17 protein-coding genes are annotated in these 18620 nt (G+C 60.3%); 3 read left to right on the plus strand and 14 right to left on the minus strand.

Going from position 1 to position 18620, the window contains the following annotated elements; all coding sequences use genetic code 11:
- Nucleotides 1-7: 7 nt before the first annotated feature.
- From ABHR76_RS03135 to pyrR, 3 genes are read right to left on the minus strand one after another with little or no spacing between them, the layout of a single operon-like run.
- On the minus strand, nt 8-1297 hold the full coding sequence (locus ABHR76_RS03135; RefSeq protein WP_161144698.1) for a dihydroorotase: 1290 nt from the start codon (nt 1295-1297) through the stop codon (nt 8-10).
- The gene (locus ABHR76_RS03140) at nt 1281-2225 is read right to left on the minus strand and encodes an aspartate carbamoyltransferase catalytic subunit (protein ID WP_195503118.1); all 945 of its coding nucleotides are present in this window, start codon (nt 2223-2225) and stop codon (nt 1281-1283) included. The genes ABHR76_RS03135 and ABHR76_RS03140 overlap by 17 nt, the downstream gene beginning before the upstream one ends.
- Nucleotides 2226-2229: 4 nt before the next feature.
- Nucleotides 2230-2814 (minus strand): bifunctional pyr operon transcriptional regulator/uracil phosphoribosyltransferase PyrR, encoded by a 585-nt coding sequence (pyrR, locus tag ABHR76_RS03145; RefSeq protein WP_161144696.1) that lies wholly within the window; start codon nt 2812-2814, stop codon nt 2230-2232.
- A gap of 451 nt (nt 2815-3265) precedes the next feature.
- Between pyrR and rpmB the strand changes: the two genes are divergently transcribed.
- From rpmB to ABHR76_RS03160, 3 genes are all read left to right on the plus strand, one after another.
- On the plus strand, nt 3266-3454 hold the full coding sequence (gene rpmB, locus ABHR76_RS03150) for a 50S ribosomal protein L28 (RefSeq protein ID WP_022094725.1): 189 nt from the start codon (nt 3266-3268) through the stop codon (nt 3452-3454).
- A 502-nt stretch (nt 3455-3956) separates the two neighbouring features.
- On the plus strand, nt 3957-6605 hold the full coding sequence (adhE, locus tag ABHR76_RS03155; protein WP_117716641.1) for a bifunctional acetaldehyde-CoA/alcohol dehydrogenase: 2649 nt from the start codon (nt 3957-3959) through the stop codon (nt 6603-6605).
- 89 nt (nt 6606-6694) lie between these two features.
- Complete coding sequence (locus tag ABHR76_RS03160; protein WP_006236119.1) at nt 6695-7459, plus strand: aminoglycoside phosphotransferase family protein; 765 nt, start codon at nt 6695-6697, stop codon at nt 7457-7459.
- Nucleotides 7460-7637: 178 nt separating this feature from the next.
- Here ABHR76_RS03160 and ABHR76_RS03165 read toward each other — a convergent pair whose 3' ends face one another.
- From ABHR76_RS03165 to ABHR76_RS03215, 11 genes are all read right to left on the minus strand, one after another.
- A complete protein-coding gene (locus ABHR76_RS03165) occupies nt 7638-9359 on the minus strand; it encodes a proline--tRNA ligase (RefSeq protein ID WP_229057793.1) in 1722 nt (573 codons plus the stop codon).
- Entirely contained in the window at nt 9360-10442 is a 1083-nt protein-coding gene (gene ispG / locus ABHR76_RS03170; RefSeq protein ID WP_195404100.1) for a flavodoxin-dependent (E)-4-hydroxy-3-methylbut-2-enyl-diphosphate synthase, read from the minus strand.
- 13 nt (nt 10443-10455) lie between these two features.
- The gene (locus ABHR76_RS03175; protein ID WP_346976781.1) at nt 10456-11817 is read right to left on the minus strand and encodes a M50 family metallopeptidase; all 1362 of its coding nucleotides are present in this window, start codon (nt 11815-11817) and stop codon (nt 10456-10458) included.
- A gap of 25 nt (nt 11818-11842) precedes the next feature.
- On the minus strand, nt 11843-13030 hold the full coding sequence (dxr, locus tag ABHR76_RS03180; RefSeq protein WP_346976782.1) for a 1-deoxy-D-xylulose-5-phosphate reductoisomerase: 1188 nt from the start codon (nt 13028-13030) through the stop codon (nt 11843-11845).
- Nucleotides 13030-13929: a phosphatidate cytidylyltransferase gene (locus ABHR76_RS03185; RefSeq protein WP_346976783.1), complete on the minus strand. Its 900-nt coding sequence runs from the start codon at nt 13927-13929 to the stop codon at nt 13030-13032. Before ABHR76_RS03185 ends, dxr begins: the two co-directional genes overlap by 1 nt.
- A 2-nt stretch (nt 13930-13931) precedes the next feature.
- A complete protein-coding gene (gene uppS / locus ABHR76_RS03190; RefSeq protein ID WP_161115624.1) occupies nt 13932-14726 on the minus strand; it encodes an undecaprenyl pyrophosphate synthase in 795 nt (264 codons plus the stop codon).
- Between the two features lies 1 nt (nt 14727).
- The gene (gene frr / locus ABHR76_RS03195) at nt 14728-15264 is read right to left on the minus strand and encodes a ribosome recycling factor (protein ID WP_006236112.1); all 537 of its coding nucleotides are present in this window, start codon (nt 15262-15264) and stop codon (nt 14728-14730) included.
- A gap of 2 nt (nt 15265-15266) precedes the next feature.
- Nucleotides 15267-15989, minus strand: a complete 723-nt coding sequence (gene pyrH, locus ABHR76_RS03200) for a UMP kinase (protein ID WP_035138557.1) — start codon at nt 15987-15989, stop codon at nt 15267-15269.
- A 118-nt stretch (nt 15990-16107) separates the two neighbouring features.
- On the minus strand, nt 16108-16977 hold the full coding sequence (tsf, locus tag ABHR76_RS03205) for a translation elongation factor Ts (protein ID WP_022094736.1): 870 nt from the start codon (nt 16975-16977) through the stop codon (nt 16108-16110).
- Between the two features lie 45 nt (nt 16978-17022).
- Nucleotides 17023-17751 (minus strand): 30S ribosomal protein S2, encoded by a 729-nt coding sequence (rpsB, locus tag ABHR76_RS03210; RefSeq protein WP_006236109.1) that lies wholly within the window; start codon nt 17749-17751, stop codon nt 17023-17025.
- A gap of 219 nt (nt 17752-17970) precedes the next feature.
- Nucleotides 17971-18620, minus strand: a 650-nt coding sequence (locus ABHR76_RS03215) for a tyrosine-type recombinase/integrase (protein WP_346976784.1), incomplete at its 5' end; no start/stop codon positions are given.

Below are 18620 nucleotides of genomic sequence, written 5' to 3' on the forward strand. Positions count from 1 at the left end.
GGCTATGCTAGCAGATGCAGCCGTCGGCGAGCGTCTGCTTACCGCCGACAAACACATCGGTGGCACGACCGGTAAGCGTGCGGCCGGCGAAACCGGAGTTCTCGGCGCGCGACTCGTAGCCGTCCTCGCCGACCGTCCAGGTGGCGGACGCGTCGAAGACAGTCAGGTCGGCAACGGAGCCCGCCTTGACCTGAACCTGGTCGAGGCCCAGGATCTCACGCGGCTTGATGGCCATGAGCTCGACCATGCGGCCCATGCTCATCTTGCCCGTGTTGACCAGCTCGGTGAGCACGAGCGACAGCGAGGTCTCGAGACCGATCATGCCAAAGGGCGCAAGCTCGAACTCGCGGGCCTTCTCCCACGGGGTGTGGGGAGCGTGATCGGTGACGATAACGTCGACGGTACCGTCGATGACGCCCTGACGGATGGCCTCGGCGTCCTCGTCGGTGCGCAGCGGCGGATTGACCTTGAGCGAGGTGTTGTAGGTCTCGTCCAGGTCGTTCTCGGTCAGGAACATGTGGTGCGGGGTGGCCTCGCAGGTCACCTGAACGCCAGCGGCCTTACCGGCACGCACGAGCTCGAGACCGTGAGCGGTGGAGATGTGCTGGATGTGCAGCTTGGCACCGGTCAGCTTGGCGATCTCGATGTCGCGGGCGATCTGGAGCTCCTCGCCGGCAGCCGGCCAACCCTCGAGGGCCAGACGGGTCGAGACCTTGCCCTCGTTGATCTGGCCGTGGCCGACCAGGTCCTCGTCCTGGCAGTGGCTCATGAAGACCTTGCCGAACATCTTGCCGTAGTCCATGCAGCGACGGAGCATGCCCGCGCCCTGCACGCCGCGACCGTCATCGGTGAAGGCGACGGCGCCGTGGGCGACCATATCGCCCATCTCGGACATGGCCTCGCCCTTAAGACCGCGGGTCATGGCGCCCGACGGATAGACGCGGCAGTGGCCGACCTCGGCAGCACGGGACTTGACGAACTCCACGACGGTGCCGTTATCGGTGACGGGATCGGTGTTGGGCATGGAGCACACGCCGGTAAAGCCGCCCTTGGCAGCTGCGCGGGTACCGCTCTCGATGTCCTCTTTGACCTCGTAGCCGGGCTCGCGCAGATGCACGTGCATATCCACCAGACCGGGGACGAGGTACTTGCCGGAAAGGTCGCGGACCTCGGCTCCCTCGACGGCGAGATTCTCGCCGACCTCGGCGATCTTGTCGCCGTCAATCAGGACGTCAACGACACCGTCAAGCTCGACGGACGGGTCGACGACGTGGGCATTCTTAAGAAGCAAGGCCATTATCGGCACCTCCAAGCAGCAGATACAGGATAGCCATACGCACGCAGATACCGGCGTAGACCTGCTCCAGGATGACGGAGCGTTGCGGGTGGTCGGCCATATAGGAGTCGAACTCGACGCCGCGGTTGATGGGGCCCGGGTGGCAGATGATCGCATCGGGCTTCATGAGCTTCTCGCGGTCCTTGGTCAGGCCGAAGAGCCTGTGGTACTCGCGAATGGTCGGGAACGGGGCACCCTCGAGGCGCTCCTGCTGCACGCGCAGCATGTAGACGACGTCCAGCTCGGGCAGGACGGAATCGAGGTCGCTCGTCACGTGGTCGCAGCCAAGGACCTCGGGTGCCGGCGGCAGCAGCGTGCCGGGGGCGACGGCGTAGGTCTCGCAGCCCATGATCTTAAGGGCGGGGATCAGCGAGCCGCAGACACGGGAGTGGGAGATGTCGCCGACGACGGCGACCTTCAGACCGTGGAAGTCACCCTTGTGCTCCCAGATGGTGTACAGGTCGAGCAGGGCCTGCGTGGGGTGGTTATGCTTGCCATCGCCGGCGCAGATAACGCTCGCGGGCGAGTTCTGCGTGACGATGTAGGGCGCGCCGGCGTGCTTGTCGCGCACGACGATGCAGTCGATCTTGTAGGCGTTGAGGGTCTCGACGGTATCGACGAGGCTCTCGCCCTTGACCGTGGAGGTCGAGGAGCCGCCAAAGTTGAGGCTGTCGGCCGAAAGACGCTTCTCGGCGAGCTCGAAGGAGCTGCGGGTACGCGTCGAGGGCTCGTTGAACATGTTGACGATGGTCTTGCCCTTGAGCGTGGGGACCTTCTTGATCGCACGCTCGTTGACCTCGGAGAACGCCTTGGCGGTCTCGAGGATGAGCTTGATATCCTCTTCGGAGTACTCGGTAATGTCGATCAGGTGCTTATGGTTGAACGCCACGGTACTACTCACCTCCCAGCGGCGCGGAGCCCACGTGGGAACCCGGCGCGACGTCGTTAATCTCGACAGCGGTGTGGCCGTCGACTTCCTTCATATATAGGTGCACGTTCTCCTCATGCGACGAGGGAACGTTCTTGCCGACAAAGTCCGGCGAGATGGGGAGCTCGCGGTGGCCGCGGTCAACGAGGACTGCCAGCTCAATGCGGCTCGGACGGCCCAGGTCCATAACGGCGTCGAGAGCGGCGCGGATGGTACGACCCGTATACAGGATGTCGTCCACCAGCACGACGCGCTTGCCGTCGACGCTGAAGGGAATGTTGGTAGCGTGGATCGCGGGAGCGAAATTGGTCGCATAGTCATCGCGGTAGAAGCTGATGTCCAGGCTGCCGAGCGGAACGTCGACGCCCTCGATCTCCTTGATCTCCTCGACGAGCTTCTTTGCCAGAAGGTCGCCGCGCGTGACGATGCCGACCAGAGCGAGGTCTTCACAGCCCTCGTTGCGCTCGAGAATCTCGTGCGCGATGCGGGTCATCGCTCGGTTGACGGCGGTCTCGTCCATGATGACCGCCTTGGGGGAAGTCGTGCCCATCGATCTCCTTCCTCACATGTCTTGACTGCTGACACAGTCAAAAAAATAGATGCCCGACCGCTCAAAGCGGACCAGACACCCACAGGAAGGGCTGCTCTTTGGCAGCAATGTAATTCCATGTGGGTATCTCGTACCCCTTTAATGGTCAAGGGATAGTGTAGCCAACCTCGAGCTTAATTGCGAGCATAAATACAGAGCAATCCGTAAACGGAGCCCAATGCTCCATAAACCTATATATATTTGTGGGACGAGCTTGAAAACGCACGCACGAGCTGGCATAATCCCCTCTGCTGCACGCAAATCGGATCTACGTCCAGGGCCGTGGCGTGAGCACTATCGCCAAAAGAGGAATATCTCTGTGTAGATTGCGCACAGGGAGCGACTTCTGTGCTATAGTTCAGGCTTGTTTGTTAACGCGACATGTTCGTTTGTCGCCCAAGGAGGGTCAGTTATGTCCAAAGTTTGCGAAGTTTGCGGTAAGCACCCCGTTGCCGGTCGCTCCATCAGCCACTCTCACCGCGTCACCAACCGTAAGTTCCGCCCCAACATCCAGCGCGTTTACGTCGTCGTCGATGGTCACCGTCGCAAGATGAACGTTTGCTCCACCTGCCTCAAGTCCGGCAAGGTTGCGCGCTCGTAAATAAGGTCTTACCAACAAGTACCTCGGACTCTCCGGGTCAAAGACCTCGCGTTCATATAGAACTTACCAAAGGCGCCCTCCCCTACGGAGGGCGCCTTTTTGCACTCATTGGGGACAGACTTATATGAGGGTTTGCAGATGTCAAAGGGATCATAGCCCAGCTGGTATGCCTTGTAACTAACGGTACGCCTCGAGCGAGTCGGACGCACCTTACACGGGATTGAAATGGATGTAATCGAGTAGCTGCACCGCCTGTGTGTCCGACTCAACCGCGACCCGCGAATAGCGATCATCAAACAGATGTCCCGTTTTCCCATTGAAATACTCATGAGAGTCTGTACCCAATGAGCGGGGCGATGCAGCAGGCAAATAGTTTTAGTTAAAACGCTTCAGTTTATTGAAGCGTTTTAGTTTGTCTTTTACGGGAATCTGACCGTTCACCGATTTATTTCTTGCTATCATGCATCTTGTAGGGTAAATCTCCGATCGCAAGGAGACACAAATGGTGAAAAAGTCACCGGAAAACACTACTCCCGCAATTGTGGACAACGTAGAGGCGCTTGAGGCTAAGCTCGCTCAGATGCGAGAGGCCCAGGCGCTTTTTGCTACGTACACGCAGGAGCAGGTCGACAAGATCTTCTATGAGGCCGCCATGGCCGCCAACAAGGCTCGTATCCCGTTGGCGAAGATGGCCATCGAGGAGACCGGCCGCGGCGTTCTTGAGGACAAGGTCATCAAGAACCACTACGCCGCAGAGTACATCTACAACGCTTACAAGAACACCAAGACCTGTGGTGTCCTGGAGCGCGACGAGGCTTACGGCATCACCAAGATCGCCGAGCCCATCGGCATCGTGGGCGCCGTCATCCCGACGACCAACCCCACCTCCACCGCGATCTTCAAGACGCTGATCAGCCTGAAGACCCGCAACGCCATCATCATCTCCCCGCACCCGGCTGCCGCCAAGTGCACCATCGCCGCCGCCAAGCTCGTGCTTGACGCCGCCGTCAAGGCCGGCGCCCCCGAGGGCATCATCGGCTGGGTCGATGTCCCCTCCATCGAGCTGACCAACATGGTCATGCGCGACGTCGACATCATCCTCGCCACCGGTGGCCCGGGCATGGTCAAGGCCGCCTACTCCTCGGGCAAGCCCGCCCTGGGCGTTGGCGCCGGTAACACCCCGGTCGTCATCGACGACACCGCTGACGTGCTGCTCGCCGTCAACTCCATCATCCACTCCAAGACCTTCGACAACGGCATGATCTGCGCTTCCGAGCAGTCCGTGACCGTCATCGACACCATCTATGACCAGGTTAAGGCCGAGTTCCAGAAGCGCGGCTGCTACTTCGTCAAGCAGGGTGCCGAGATGGAGGCCCTGCGTGCCGCCATGTTCAAGAACGGCGCCCTCGATCACCGCATCCCCGGCATGGCTGCCGCCAAGATCGCCGAGCTCGCCGGCATCGAGGTTCCCGCCAAGACTAAGATCCTGATCGCCGAGGTCACCTCCACCGACCCCGCCAAGGAGGAGTTCTCCCACGAGAAGCTCTCCCCGGTCCTGGCCATGTACCACGCCAAGGACTTCCAGGAGGCCGTCGACAAGGCCGAGCACCTGGTGCTCGCCGGTGGCCCGGGCCACACTGCCTCTCTGTACGTGCACCCCGCCCAGGCCGAGAAGATCAGCCTGTTCGAGCACGTCATGAAGGCCTGCCGCATCGTCATCAACACCCCGTCCTCGCACGGTGGCATCGGTGACCTGTACAACTTTGGCATGAAGCCGTCTCTGACCCTGGGCTGCGGCTCCTGGGGCGGCAACTCCGTCTCCGAGAACGTTGGGGTGAAGCACTTGATCAACGTTAAGACTGTGGCCGAGCGCCGTGAGAACATGCTGTGGTTCCGCGCTCCCGAGAAGGTCTACTTCAAGAAGGGTTCCACGCCCGTCGCCCTCGACGAGCTGGGCAACGTCATGGGCAAGAAGCGCGCCTTCATCGTTACCGACCAGTTCCTCTTCAAGAATGGCAACACCCGCGCCATCGAGGCCAAGCTCGACGAGATGGGCATCGCCCACGACTGCTTCTACGACGTCGAGCCCGATCCGTCGCTGCAGTGCGCACGTCGCGGCGCCAAGCAGATGGCTCTCTTTGAGCCGGACGTCATCATCGCCGTCGGCGGTGGCTCCGCTATGGACGCCGGCAAGATCATGTGGATGATGTACGAGCACCCCGAGTGCAAGTTTGAGGACATGGCCATGGACTTCATGGACATCCGCAAGCGTATCTTCACCTTCCCCGAGATGGGCAAGAAGGCCTACTTCGTCGCCGTCCCGACCTCCTCGGGTACCGGCTCCGAGTGCACGCCGTTCGCCATCATCACCGACAAGGAGACCGGCATCAAGTGGCCGCTCGCCGACTACGCGCTGCTCCCCAACATGGCTATCGTCGACGCCGACAACTGCATGACCGCCCCGCGCGGCCTGACCGCTGCCTCCGGCATCGACGTCATGACCCACGCCATCGAGTCCTACGTCTCCATCATGGCTTCCGACTACACCAAGGGCCTCTCCGAGCGCGCTGCCAAGCTCGTCTTTGAGAACCTGCCCTCCAGCTTCACGAACGGCGCCAAGGACCCGCACGCCCGCGAGGAGATGCACAACGCCTCCTGCATGGCCGGTATGGCCTTCGCCAACGCCTTCCTGGGCCTCAACCACTCCATGGCTCACAAGCTCGGCGCTTTCCATCACCTGCCCCACGGCATCGCTAACGCCGTCATCCTGACCCGCGTCATGCGCTACAACGCCGCCGAGGCTCCCGTCAAGATGGGTACCTTCTCCCAGTATCCTTACCCCAACGCGCTGCACAACTACGCCGAGATGGCCAAGTACTGCGGCATCGAGGGCAAGGACGACAAGGAGGTCTTCGAGAACTTCATCACGAAGCTCGAGGAGCTCAAGGACTTCATCGGTGTCAAGAAGACCATCGCCGACTACGGTGTTGACGAGCAGTACTTCCTCGACACCCTCGACGAGATGACCGAGCAGGCATTCAACGACCAGTGCACCGGCGCTAACCCGCGCTACCCGCTCATGAGCGAGATCAAGGAGCTCTACCTGGACGCCTACTACGGCCGCGAGCCCCAGGACTACGCCGTCTGCTAGTTTTTAGCGCGGTTTTTTGCGGCGGGGGTGCACGGGTGTTTCACACACCCCCGCCGTCGCTTCTATCGCATCGTTGAAAGGATGCAACCATGCTGCTACCCGATTCCAAGACCGAGCTCGTCCGCCGTGGCAACAAGGTCGTTTACGACCTGGGCGACAAGATCGTCAAGGTCTTTAACGAGACCAAGCCTGTCTCCGACGTGTTCAACGAGGCTTTGAATCTTGCCCGCATCAATGAGTGCGGCATCCGCAGCCCCAAGGCTCTCGAGGTTTCCCAGCTCGAGAACGCCAACGGCTGGGCGCTCGTGACCGAGAAGGTTCCGGGCACCACCCTTGCCGAGAAGATGACTGCCGAGCCCCAGCGCTTTGGTGAGTACCTCGAGATGTTCGTCGACCTCCAGATCGAGATCCACGGCTACACCTCCCCGCTGCTCAACCGTCAGCGCGACAAGTTCGCCCGCATGATCGACAGCCTTGATCAGCTCAATGCCACCACGCGCTACAACCTTCAGGAGCGTCTGGACGGCATGACCAAGGAGTTCAAGGTCTGCCACGGCGACTTCAACCCCTCCAACGTCATCGTCGGCGACGACGGCCAGCTCTATGTGTGCGACTGGGCACACGCCACCCAGGGCTCCCCTGCTGCCGACGTTGCCACCACCTACCTGCTCTTTGCCCTCAACAGCAAGGACCAGGCCGAGGCCTACCTGGAGCTCTACTGCGACCGTGCCGACATGCCCATGCAGGTCGTGCGTCAGTGGACGAGCATCGTCGCCGCTTCCGAGCTCGCTCGTAAGCGCAACGTGAACGATGAGTTCCTTAAGAACTGGATCGACGTCGTCGATTATCAGTAATATCTGAGCGATTTATTTCGCATCGGAGGCACAAGAAAACCCCGCAGCTCATATGGGCTGTGGGGTTTTCCTTTTAGCGATTGAGCACGCAGGCAAGGTAAAATGACGGCCCCGCATCTCCCCTATCTGGAGAAATGCGGGGCCGTCCCGTATATCGAACTACAAGCGAAATCGTCGATTAACGGCGAGCCGCCTTAACAAGCTCGGCAACCTTGGCGACGACCTCGTCGATCGCCACGTCCTCGCGCTCGCCCGTGGAACGGTCCTTGAGCTCAACGGTGCCATTCTTAAGGCCGCGCTTGCCCAAAACCACCTGATACGGGAAGCCCATGAGGTCGTTATCGGCAAACTTAAAGCCCGGACGCTCATCGCGATCGTCGACGACGACCTCGATACCCTCGGCACACAGGCCATCAACGATCTGCTCGCAGACGGTAGCGCACTCTTCCTTCTTGGGATCGAGCGGAATCACCGCGACCTCGTACGGGGCAACGGAGACCGGCCAGACGATGCCGTGCTCGTCGTTGTGCTGCTCCACGACGGCAGCAAGCGAGCGGGACACACCAACGCCGTAGCAACCCATGATAAGCGGCTTCTCCTTGCCGTCCTCATCCATAAAGGTGGCACCCATGGCCTCGGAATACTTGGTGCCCAGCTGGAAGACCTGGGAGACCTCGATACCGCGAGCAGCGGAGAGGGGCTTGCCGCAGTGTGGGCAAGGATCGCCGGCCACGACGGTGACCAGGTCGGCCCACTCGTCGACGGTAAAGTCACGCTCGGGGCAGGCACCGGTAAAGTGATAGTCGACCTCGTTGGCGCCGCAGGCCCACTGCTTGGACTCACGCAGGCTCTCGTCGCACACCAGGCGGATGCCCTCGGGCAAGTTAACCGGTCCGATAAAGCCCTTATGCAGACCGTAGGTCTGGAGCTCCTCGTCGGTCATCATGCGATAGCCCTTGCCAAAGACATGCTCGGCCTTGCAATCGTTGAGCTCGTGGTCGCCCGGGACAATGGCCACGACCGGCTTGCCCTCGGCGTCGATGAGCGCCAGCGACTTTCGCGTGCCGTTCTCGGGGAACCCAAAGAACTTAGCAACAGCCTCGATGGTGCCCATGCCCGGAGTCTCGACCTTGGTAAGCGTACCGTCGCCAGGACCCTCGGTCACGATGACCTTGGTGCTTGCAGCCTCATCGTCGGCGGCGAAGCCGCAATCATCGCAGTAGACGAGCGAAGCCTCGCCGGCGTCGGCCAAAGCCATGTACTCGACGGAGGTATCGCCACCGATCTCGCCGGAGTCGGCGACAACGGGCAGGGCCTTGATGTAGCAGCGCTCACAGATGTTGGCGTAGGCCTGCTTCATCTTGTCGTACTCCTCCTGCAGACTCTCCTGCGTGGCAGAGAAGCTGTAGGCGTCCTTCATGATGAACTCACGGCCGCGCATCAGGCCAAAGCGGGGACGGAACTCGTCGCGGAACTTATCCTGGATGTGGTACAGGTTGACGGGCAGCTGTTTGTAGGAGCGCAGCTCGTTGCGCACCAGGGCCGTGACGGTCTCCTCGTGCGTGGGGCCCAGGACGAACTCGCGACCATGACGGTCGTCAAAGCGCACAAGCTCCTTGCCATAGGCATCGATACGGCCGGACTCACGCCACAGCTCGGCATCGACCATGATAGGCATCATAAGCTCCTGGGCGCCGGCAGCATCCATCTCGTCGCGCACGATGTTCTCGATCTTGCGGATCGAGCGCCATGCGAGCGGCAGATAAGAATACAGACCGGCGGCCTCCTTGCGGATCATGCCGGCACGGAGCAGCAGGCGGTGGCTGGCGAGCTCAGCGTCCGCCGGATCCTCTTTAAGCGTCGGCGCATAGAGCTTAGACATATACATTGCTCGAGTCATTTATTTCTCCTCAATAAGTTTGTCGACCTCTGCCATAAGCGCGTCGACAATTTGATCCTCAGCTACTTTACCAATGATCTGGCCATGCGAAAAGAGCAAGGCCTGACCACGTCCGCAAGCAACGCCCAGATCGGCATCAGAAGCCTCGCCGGGGCCATTAACGGCACATCCCATCACAGCGATCGAAAGCGACGCGGAGTAGTTCTTAAGCCGCTCGGTAACCTCCTCGGCAATGGGAATAAGGTTAACCTGGCAGCGGGCGCACGTGGGGCACGAGACAATCTCGGGGCCACGGCGACGCAGGCCCAACGACTGCAGAATACCCCAGACAACCGGCGGCTCCTCAACCGGATCAGCTGTGAGCGACACACGCATGGTGTCGCCAATGCCTTCGGAAAGCAAGATACCCAAGCCTACAGAGCTCTTGATGGTGCCCTGGAGCTTGGTACCGGCCTCCGTAACGCCCAGATGAAGCGGAACGTGTGGAATCTCACGCGACAGGGCTCGATAGGTATCGAGCGTCGTCTGTACGCTATGGGCCTTGGCGGAAAGCACAATGTTGGTAAACCCACGATCCTCAAAGTGCCGCACAAAGCGCTCGCTAGACATCACGAGCTTTTCGGGCTGCGTGAGGTCATCGCGCTCGGCGATATCCTGCTCAAGCGAGCCCGCGTTCACGCCAATGCGAATCGCGCACCCAGCGGCACCCGCAGCATCAATCACCGCGTCAACCTTGGCCCAATCGCCGATATTGCCGGGATTGATGCGAAGCTTGGCGGCACCAGCCTCGACGGCGCCGATGGCGAGTTTATGGTTAAAGTGAATATCGGCAACGATCGGCACCGGAGACTCGGCACAGATGGTGCGAAAACCCTCAAGCGCGGCCTCGGTGGGCACGCTCACGCGCACGATATCGCAGCCAGCCTGCGCCAACGCGCACACTTGCGCAAGCGTTGCCTGGGCATCAGCGGTATCGGTGCAGGTCATGGACTGAACCACGACCGGAGCGCCGCCACCGATCTGCACGCCGCCCACATGCACGGGGCACGTCAACTCGCGAGGCAAAGGATGGGATAAAGACAATCCAAACACTCCCCTACAGAATAAATCGAAGGATGTCGGAACGAAGCATATAGACAAACAGCAGCACAAAGAGCGCGATGCCCACATAGCTCACAATCGTCTGGACCTTGAGCGGAAGCTCGCGGCCAGCAATCTTTTGAATGATCTCGATGACCAGCTTGCCGCCATCGAGTGGTGGGATGGGCAGCAGGTTCATAAAGCCAAGCGAGAACGAAATGAGGGCGGCAAACGAAAGGAACGTGGCAGGGCCGGCAGCAGCAGCCTGTGAGGACATAACGCTAATGCCCACGATCGAAGAAGACTGATCGAGAATCTCCATCGTATACTGCGGCTGGAGCAGGCGCATCACGCCCTCCGCTGTCTGCACGACATAGGAGAACGAAAGTCGAGCCGACGTGATGGGGTCTAAACGGACCACCTGCGTAGAGGCATACACACCTAGGCGCTCGTCCTCTTTGAGCGCAACCGCGGTCGAATGCTGCTTGCCGTCACGCTCGTACTCGATGGCGATATCGTCCTTACCGGCAGCCTTACCGATGGCATCGTAAACGTCCATCCAGGTAGAGCACGATACTCCGTCAACCGAAAGGATCGCGTCGCCGCCCTCGATACCCGCCTTGGCGGCAATAGACCCCTCGTCAACCTGACCGATCACGTTGGTATCCATCGGCACGGTGACACCCGCAATAGAGTAGATGCTCATAAGCATCAAAAAGCCCGTCAGGATATTGACGAGAATGCCCGCGAGCAGCATAAAGGCGCGCTTGAGAAAGCCCTGGCCAAGATAGGTGTGCGAACGCTCTTGTGCAAGGAACTCGGCCTCGCCGCACGGCAGCTCCCACACATCGCCCTCGGTAGTCGCATGCTCTCGATCGAAACGGCGGCCGTCAAAGGTGGTGTAACCCGCCGCATCTCGTGGCAGCGTCTGATACTTGGTGGGATAGTAGCTCGGCGAGGGCTTCTCCCCTTCCTCATACCAAGGCGCGATAGAGCCCCAACCCAAGAGCAAGGCGCATGCCTCGAGCACATCCTCCTCGGAAAGCTCGAGCTCGACAGCAAGGTCGGCCACGGTCACGCGACCATGACGGTAGATAGCCGCGAGCACGCGATCGGCGCACGAGACATCGGTCGGATCCATACCGCAGATGGCAGCGTAGCCACCCAGCAGCAGCGGGGTCACGCCAAACTTGGTTCCAATGCGACGCGACGTGTAATGGATGTCAAAGCGGCACGGCAGGCCCAAAAAGAACTCGGTCACACGGACGCCGCAGGCACGCGCCGCCAAAAAGTGGCCGCCCTCGTGCAAAAACACGAGGACGGAAAGCATCAGCAGGCCCCAAAAGACCGATGAAAGAACGCTCAGAACAGTATCCATAAAACGAAAAAGCAATCCTTATGGGTTAGGAACGGGTTGCGGCGAGCGCCTGCGCAGCTTTTTCACGCGCCCACGCATCGATGTCGCGAAGCTGCTCAAACGAATCGACCGCCTGCATATCGTGGGCATCCATGCAGGATTCCACAATGCGATCGATATCGGTAAAGCTGCAGCCATCGTGCAGGAAGGCATCGACGGCGACCTCGTTGGCGGCATTGAGCACGCACGGCATGGTGCCACCCGTCTTGCCGGCACGCTCGGCCAGTGCCAGACAGCGGAAGGTATCCATGTCGGCAGCATCAAACGTGAGCTGTCCCAGCTCGCGGAAATCGATACGAGGCGCCGGGGTATCCCAACGCTCGGGATACGAGAACGCGAACTGGATGGGAATACGCATGTCGGAAGCACCGAGATGCGCCATCACGGAGCCGTCGGCAAACTCGACCATAGAGTGAATCTTGGACTGACGTTGCACGACCACGTTAATGAAATCGAGGTCGCAGTTAAACAGATGCATGGCCTCAATGCGCTCCAGACCCTTGTTCATGAGGGTGGCGGAGTCGATGGTGATCTTGGCACCCATGGCCCACGTGGGATGTGCGAGGGCATCGGCACGCGTCACGCGATTGAGCTCGTCGCGCGTGCGGCCAAAGAACGGACCGCCCGAGCAGGTGAGCCAAATACAATGAGCCTCGCGTGGGTTCTCCCCCAGATAGCACTGGTAGATGGCGGAGTGCTCAGAGTCAACTGGAATAAGCTGGCCCGGTTGCGCCAACGGCATAAGCAAGTCGCCACCGACGACGAGGGACTCCTTGTTGGCAAGGGCAAGACGCTTATTCGAGGTCAAGGCCGCATGGCTCGCTTCGAGCCCGGCAGCGCCCACAATGGCAACAAGCACACAGTCGACATCATCGCGACGTGCGAGCTCACAAACCGCCTGCACACCAACACCGAGCTCCGTGCCCTCGGGCAGCTCCTGCAGCACGGCGTCCGCACCGTGGGCGGAGTCGGCCACGGCAACGGCCGGAACCGAGAACTCGCGGGCGGCGGCAACGAGCTCCGAGGTGCTGGAATTGACGGACAGCGCCGTTACCTGCAGTCGATCGGCATGCTGACGGCACACGTCGAGTGCCTGCGTGCCGATAGAGCCCGTACAACCCAGGATGGCAACACGAAGGCGTCCATCGGAGCCATACGTCGTCTGGAATGACATTACAGCACGCCCCCGATCATCAAAAGCAGCTGCGCGGTAATGCAGCCAAAGATAAGCGAGTCGCTACGGTCGAGCATGCCGCCATGGCCCGGGATAAGGTTGCCGGAATCCTTGACGCCCACGCCACGCTTGATGCGCGACTCAATGAGGTCGCCGATAACGCCCAGGATGGACACGACCAAGCCGCACAGCAGCGCATAGGGCAGGCTGAGTTTGTAGAAGTGCGTCGCCCACAGGATGAGCCAAATCAAAACCGAGCCCAGGATGCCGCCGACAAACCCCTCCCAGCTCTTTTTGGGAGAGATCTTGGGAACCATCTTGTGCTTGCCGATACGGCTACCCACGATGTAGGCAAACGAATCGGAGACCCAAAGGGACGCGCAAACGCCCACCGAAAGCAGGGCGCCGGCAAAACCGGGCACGGCATCGCGCAGCAGCACGATAGCCGACAGCATAAAGCCAGTGTAGATGGGACCCATGAGCGTCACGGCCACATCAGAGATGCGGGTACGCGGCGACCAAACATACCAAATGCCCACAGCGAGCATCAGGGCAAAAAGCAGGGCATTCAGCAGCATCGAATCGCCCAACGCCGACAGCGGAAAGAGTACGGCGGCAGCGATACCCATGCGCTCGTTAGCCATCTTGCCATCGAGCCTCGTCATACGGAAAAACTCATAGCAGCACAGGCCGCTCATGACGGAAACAAAGATGGCCGTGGGCACAATACCCAAAACCAGGCACAGGATAAAGACAACGGCATAGACGATACCGGCGGCGGCACGGGTGATAAAGCCGGCAAGCCACGAACCGGTGCCATTCTTCGCTGCGGGCGCTCCCGCAGCGACAGCCTTGCGCTCAGATGTCTTGGGAGCAATTGCCTTGGGACGATCGGACACGATTAAGCCTCCTCGGTCTTGCTCAGACCACCAAACCTACGGTCACGGGCCTGATAGGCCAAAATGGCGTCGACAAGGCCCCAACGATCAAAGTCGGGCCAATAGGTATCGGTGACGTAGAACTCGGAATAAGCCACCTGCCACAGCAGATAGTTCGAAAGGCGCAGCTCACCAGAGGTGCGAATCACAAGCTCAGGATCGGGAAGACCGGCGGTATAAAGGTGAGAAGCCACCATGTCGTCATCAATTGCGGCAGGATCAATCTTACCGGCGGCAACGTCGAGCGCGATCTGACGGACAGCGCGGGTAATCTCGGCACGCGCGCCGTAGTTGACGGCAAGCGCCAGCGTCATACCGGTGTGATCGGCGCACTCGGCAAGACCGCGTTCAAAAACGTCGCGGGTCTTCTTGGGCAGCGCGGAAATATCACCCAAAAAGACAACGCGCACGTTTTCGCGCTTCAGAAGCGGCAACTCGTCGATGAACGTCTTGGCAAACAGGTGCATCAAGACGTTGACCTCATGCTGCGGGCGGTTCCAGTTTTCGGTAGAAAACGCATAGGCCGAAAGCACGTCGACGCCCAGGCGCACGCAGGCGGTAATGATCTCGCGCAGCGAGACGATACCCGCCTTGTGGCCCTCGGTGCGTGCAAGACCGCGCGACGTGGCCCAACGACCGTTGCCGTCCATGATGCACGAGATATGGTGCGGAATGTTATTGAGGTCAAGGTCGGAAAAACCGACGCCCGCAGGGGCGTCGGCAAAGTACTCGACCAGTTTATGCTCGTCGTATTGCACCTTAGATCTCCATGACCTCGGCTTCTTTTTCCTTCAGAAGCTCCTCGACCTTGGCGACATACTCATCGGTGTGCTTCTGGACCTTGGCCTGCTCGCGACGGACATCGTCCTCGGTGAGCTCCTCATCGCGCTCGAGCTTGTTGTTGAAGTCGCGACGGATGTTACGGATAGACACCTTGGCCTGCTCGGCGTACTCGCGGCACTCCTTGACGAGCTCGCGACGGCGCTCCTCGGTGGGAGCCGGGAACGGCAGACGAACGACGGTGCCATCGGAGTTGGGGGTAATACCCAGATCGGAAGCGCCGATGGCCTTGACGATAGCGTTGATGAGCGCCTTGTCCCACGGCTCGATGAGCAGCATGTGGGCCTCGGGGGTCTTGACGGCGGCAACCTGCGTGACCGGCGTGGGAACACCGTAATAATCGACGGTGATGTCGGACAGAATGTTGGCATTGGCGCGGCCGGTACGGACCTTGGAGAAGTTATGCTTGAGGGACTCGAGCGACTTGTCCATATGGGCGGTGATGTTCTCTGCCATGCTTAATCCTCCTGATAGACGAGCGTGCCGACGGGCTCACCCGAAAGCGCGCGCTTGACGGTGTCCTCGCCATCGATGTTGAGGACCAAAATCGGCATACGGTTGTCCTGGCACAGTGCCGTAGCCGTGGAATCCATAACCTGCAGACCGCGGACGAGAACCTCGTGATAGGTAATCTTGTCAAAACGGACGGCGTCGGCGCACTTGACGGGATCCTTATCGTAGATGCCGTCAACCTTGGTGGCTTTAATCAGAATCTCGGCGCCGATCTCGCACGCACGAAGAGCCGCGGCGGTGTCGGTCGTAAAGTACGGATTGCCCGAACCGGCGGCAAAAATAACGACGTTGCCCTTGGAAAGGTGGTTGATGGCGCGACGGCGAATATAGGGCTCGCAGATCTCGTTCATCTGGATAGCGCTCATCACGCGGCAGGGAACATCGTTATGCTCGAAGGCATCCTGCAGGGCGAGCGCGTTCATAACGGTTGCCAGCATGCCCATGTAGTCGGCCTGAGCACGCTCCATGCCACCGGCAGCGCCTGCCATGCCGCGGAAAATATTGCCGCCGCCGACAACGACGCCGACCTCATGGCCAACGGCGAGCAGCTCCTTGACCTGCTTAGCAAGATGGTCGGTAACCTTGGGGTCGATGCCATATTGGCCGTCGCCCATCAGCGCTTCGCCGGAAAGCTTAAGAAGCACGCGTTTATATCGGATGTCGGACAAAGCGATCCTCCTTTAGATTGAACTCTCAACATTCTATCAAAGGCTCTAAGAAGAGCCATGAAAAAGCAGGCTGTGAGTAAAACCCACAGCCTGCTCATTACCAGCTACAAGAGCTTATTTACTCGCCACGGACCAGACGGTCAAAGGCAACGACGGTAATGGTGTCGCCGAGCTCCTTGGAGACCTGCTCAGCGTACTTCTTGATGGTGAGGGAGCTGTCCTTGATGAACTCCTGCTCGGTGAGCACGGACTGCTTGTAGAACTTCTCCAGACGGCCGACAGCCATCTTCTCCTGGATAGCCTCGGGCTTGCCGGACTCGGCAGCCTGGGCCATGTAGATCTGCTTCTCGTGCTCGACGGTCTCGGCCGGAACCTGATCGCGGGTAGCGCAGATCGGGGCGACAGCGGCAACCTGAAGGGCAACGTCGTGAGCGAAGGTCTTGAAGGATTCAGCCTGAGCGGTCTCAGCCTTCTCGAAGGCGAACTCGACGAGGACGCCGATCTTACCACCCATGTGGATGTAAGAAGCGAGCGCGCCGTTCTCGGCCTTGCGGGCAGCGAAGCGGGAGATCTTCATGTTCTCGCCCATGATGTGAATCATCTCGGTGAGCTCGGAGGAAACGGTCTCCTCGCCCATCGGCTTCTCGAGCAGAGCGTCGACGTCAGCAGGCTCGGTGGTAGCGACAACCTCAGCGACCTTGGAAGCAAAGCCGGTGAACTTGGCGTTAGAGCCAACGAAGTCAGTCTCGCAGGAGAGCTCGAGCAGAGCGCCGGTCTTGCCATCCTCGGAGACGAACGCGGCGACAGCGCCCTCGTTGGTCTCACGGCCAGCCTTCTTGGCAGCCTTGGCAAGGCCGTTCTTACGCAGAACGTCGACAGCGGCGTCCATGTCGCCGTCAGCCTCGACGAGAGCCTTCTTGCACTCCATCATCGGGGAGTCGGTCATCTCGCGGAGCTGCTTGACCATAGCGGCGGTAATCTGGGCCATTGTGGTTCCTTTCAAAGAGATGAAAAAGAATTAACTAAGACTGATTTACTCGGCCTTGGGCTCAGCGGCCATCTCGGCCTCGGAGACCTGCTCCTTGCCGGAGCCAGCGAGGCAGGCGTCAGCCATGAGCTCGCACATAAGGGTGACAGCGGAGATAGCGTCATCGTTGCAGGGGATGCCGTACTCGACCTCGTCGGGATCGGAGTTGGTGTCGATCAGGGCGACGACGGGGATGTTCAGGCGCTGGGCCTCCTTGATGGCGTTCTCCTCGCGCTTGGTGTCGATGACGAAGAGAGCCTGGGGCAGACCCTTCATGTCGCGGGCGCCACCGAGGTTGGTCTGGAGCTTAGTGAGCTCCTTGCCGAGAACAGCCTGCTCCTTCTTGGGGAGCACTGCCATGCGGCCGTCCTCGACCATGGCCTCGAGCTCCTCCATGCGGTTGATGCGGGAGCGGATGGTGACGAAGTTGGTCAGCATACCGCCGAGCCAACGCTGGTTGATGTAAGGCATGTTGGCGCGCTCAGCAGCGTTCTTGACGGCCTCCTGAGCCTGCTTCTTGGTGCCGACGAACAGCACGTTGCCACCCTTGGCGACGTTCTTGACGAAGGTGTAGGCCTGGTCGGCGTCGAGGATGGTCTGCTTGAGGTCGAGGATGTAGATGCCGTTGCGCTCACCGAAGATGAACGGCTTCATCTTGGGGTTCCAGCGACGGGTCTGGTGACCGAAGTGGCAGCCGGCCTCGAGCAGGGTGCGGATATTAATCTTGGTAGCCATGTTAAACCTCCTGTGGTTTGCCTCCGCGCGGGGTCATCCTCCAAAACCAACCCGGACATGTGCTACCAAAGCCCGGGCACCACGGTATGAAGTAGCCGCGCGTGCGTGATAAAAACATGTTGCCGTGAAGCAACCCGATGAATGATAGCAGGAATGCCTCTTCCTGCCAACCCGCAATCAAAACCACACACCTGAGTGCGGCGCGGGACGTGCCAGCCACTATTCGCCGCGGGGATGGGCTTGAGCCACAGCCCGCTTAAGCCGATCGGGTGTGAGATGCGTGTAGATCTGCGTCGTGGACAGGCTCGCATGACCTAGCAGCTCTTGAACCGAGCGCAGGTCCGCACCGCCCTCGAGCAAGTCGGTCGCAAAGGTATGGCGCATCGCATGCGGGGCGATGTCGGCCGGAATGCCGGCGAGCGTCGCCAGCGTATGGAACCGCCGCCGGAGCATCGCGGCGCTCATGCGATTGCCGCGCGCCGATATAAGCAGCGGATGCGGCCCGGTAGCGAGGTCGCGGCGCTTTGCCCGAGCGAGCAACTCCGGCCTCCCCTCTTCAATATAGAGACGCGTCACATCGAGCGCACGACAATACAGAGGAACGATGCGCTCCTTGCTTCCCTTGCCCCACAGGCGCAGCGTGCGCTCGGACCATGAGATGGATTCCACATTGAGCGCCGCAAGCTCTGAGATGCGGGCACCCGAGGCATAGAGCAACTCGAGCATCGCCGCATCGCGCAGTCCCGCGGGTGTTGAGGTATCAGGCGTCTTGAGCAGCGCCTCGACCTGCTGGGTCGTAAGGACGCCCGGCAGGTCACGCGGCAGCTTGGGCGACGCGATCGCCGAGACCGCATCGCCCTCGACAATCC

This window comes from Collinsella aerofaciens (assembly GCF_039752985.1).
Taxonomy (GTDB): domain Bacteria; phylum Actinomycetota; class Coriobacteriia; order Coriobacteriales; family Coriobacteriaceae; genus Collinsella; species Collinsella aerofaciens_BT.

What these genes read in the sequence shown, in the direction of transcription:
- tsf (WP_022094736.1), bottom strand. Translation starts at nt 16,977, where the DNA reads ATGGCCCAGATTACCGCCGCTATGGTCAAGCAGCTCCGCGAGATGACC.
- pyrR (WP_161144696.1), bottom strand. Translation starts at nt 2,814, where the DNA reads ATGGGCACGACTTCCCCCAAGGCGGTCATCATGGACGAGACCGCCGTC.
- rpmB (WP_022094725.1), top strand. Translation starts at nt 3,266, where the DNA reads ATGTCCAAAGTTTGCGAAGTTTGCGGTAAGCACCCCGTTGCCGGTCGC.
- frr (WP_006236112.1), bottom strand. Translation starts at nt 15,264, where the DNA reads ATGGCAGAGAACATCACCGCCCATATGGACAAGTCGCTCGAGTCCCTC.
- rpsB (WP_006236109.1), bottom strand. Translation starts at nt 17,751, where the DNA reads ATGGCTACCAAGATTAATATCCGCACCCTGCTCGAGGCCGGCTGCCAC.
- dxr (WP_346976782.1), bottom strand. Translation starts at nt 13,030, where the DNA reads ATGTCATTCCAGACGACGTATGGCTCCGATGGACGCCTTCGTGTTGCC.
- adhE (WP_117716641.1), top strand. Translation starts at nt 3,957, where the DNA reads ATGGTGAAAAAGTCACCGGAAAACACTACTCCCGCAATTGTGGACAAC.
- ABHR76_RS03160 (WP_006236119.1), top strand. Translation starts at nt 6,695, where the DNA reads ATGCTGCTACCCGATTCCAAGACCGAGCTCGTCCGCCGTGGCAACAAG.
- ABHR76_RS03135 (WP_161144698.1), bottom strand. Translation starts at nt 1,297, where the DNA reads ATGGCCTTGCTTCTTAAGAATGCCCACGTCGTCGACCCGTCCGTCGAG.
- ABHR76_RS03175 (WP_346976781.1), bottom strand. Translation starts at nt 11,817, where the DNA reads ATGGATACTGTTCTGAGCGTTCTTTCATCGGTCTTTTGGGGCCTGCTG.
- ABHR76_RS03165 (WP_229057793.1), bottom strand. Translation starts at nt 9,359, where the DNA reads ATGACTCGAGCAATGTATATGTCTAAGCTCTATGCGCCGACGCTTAAA.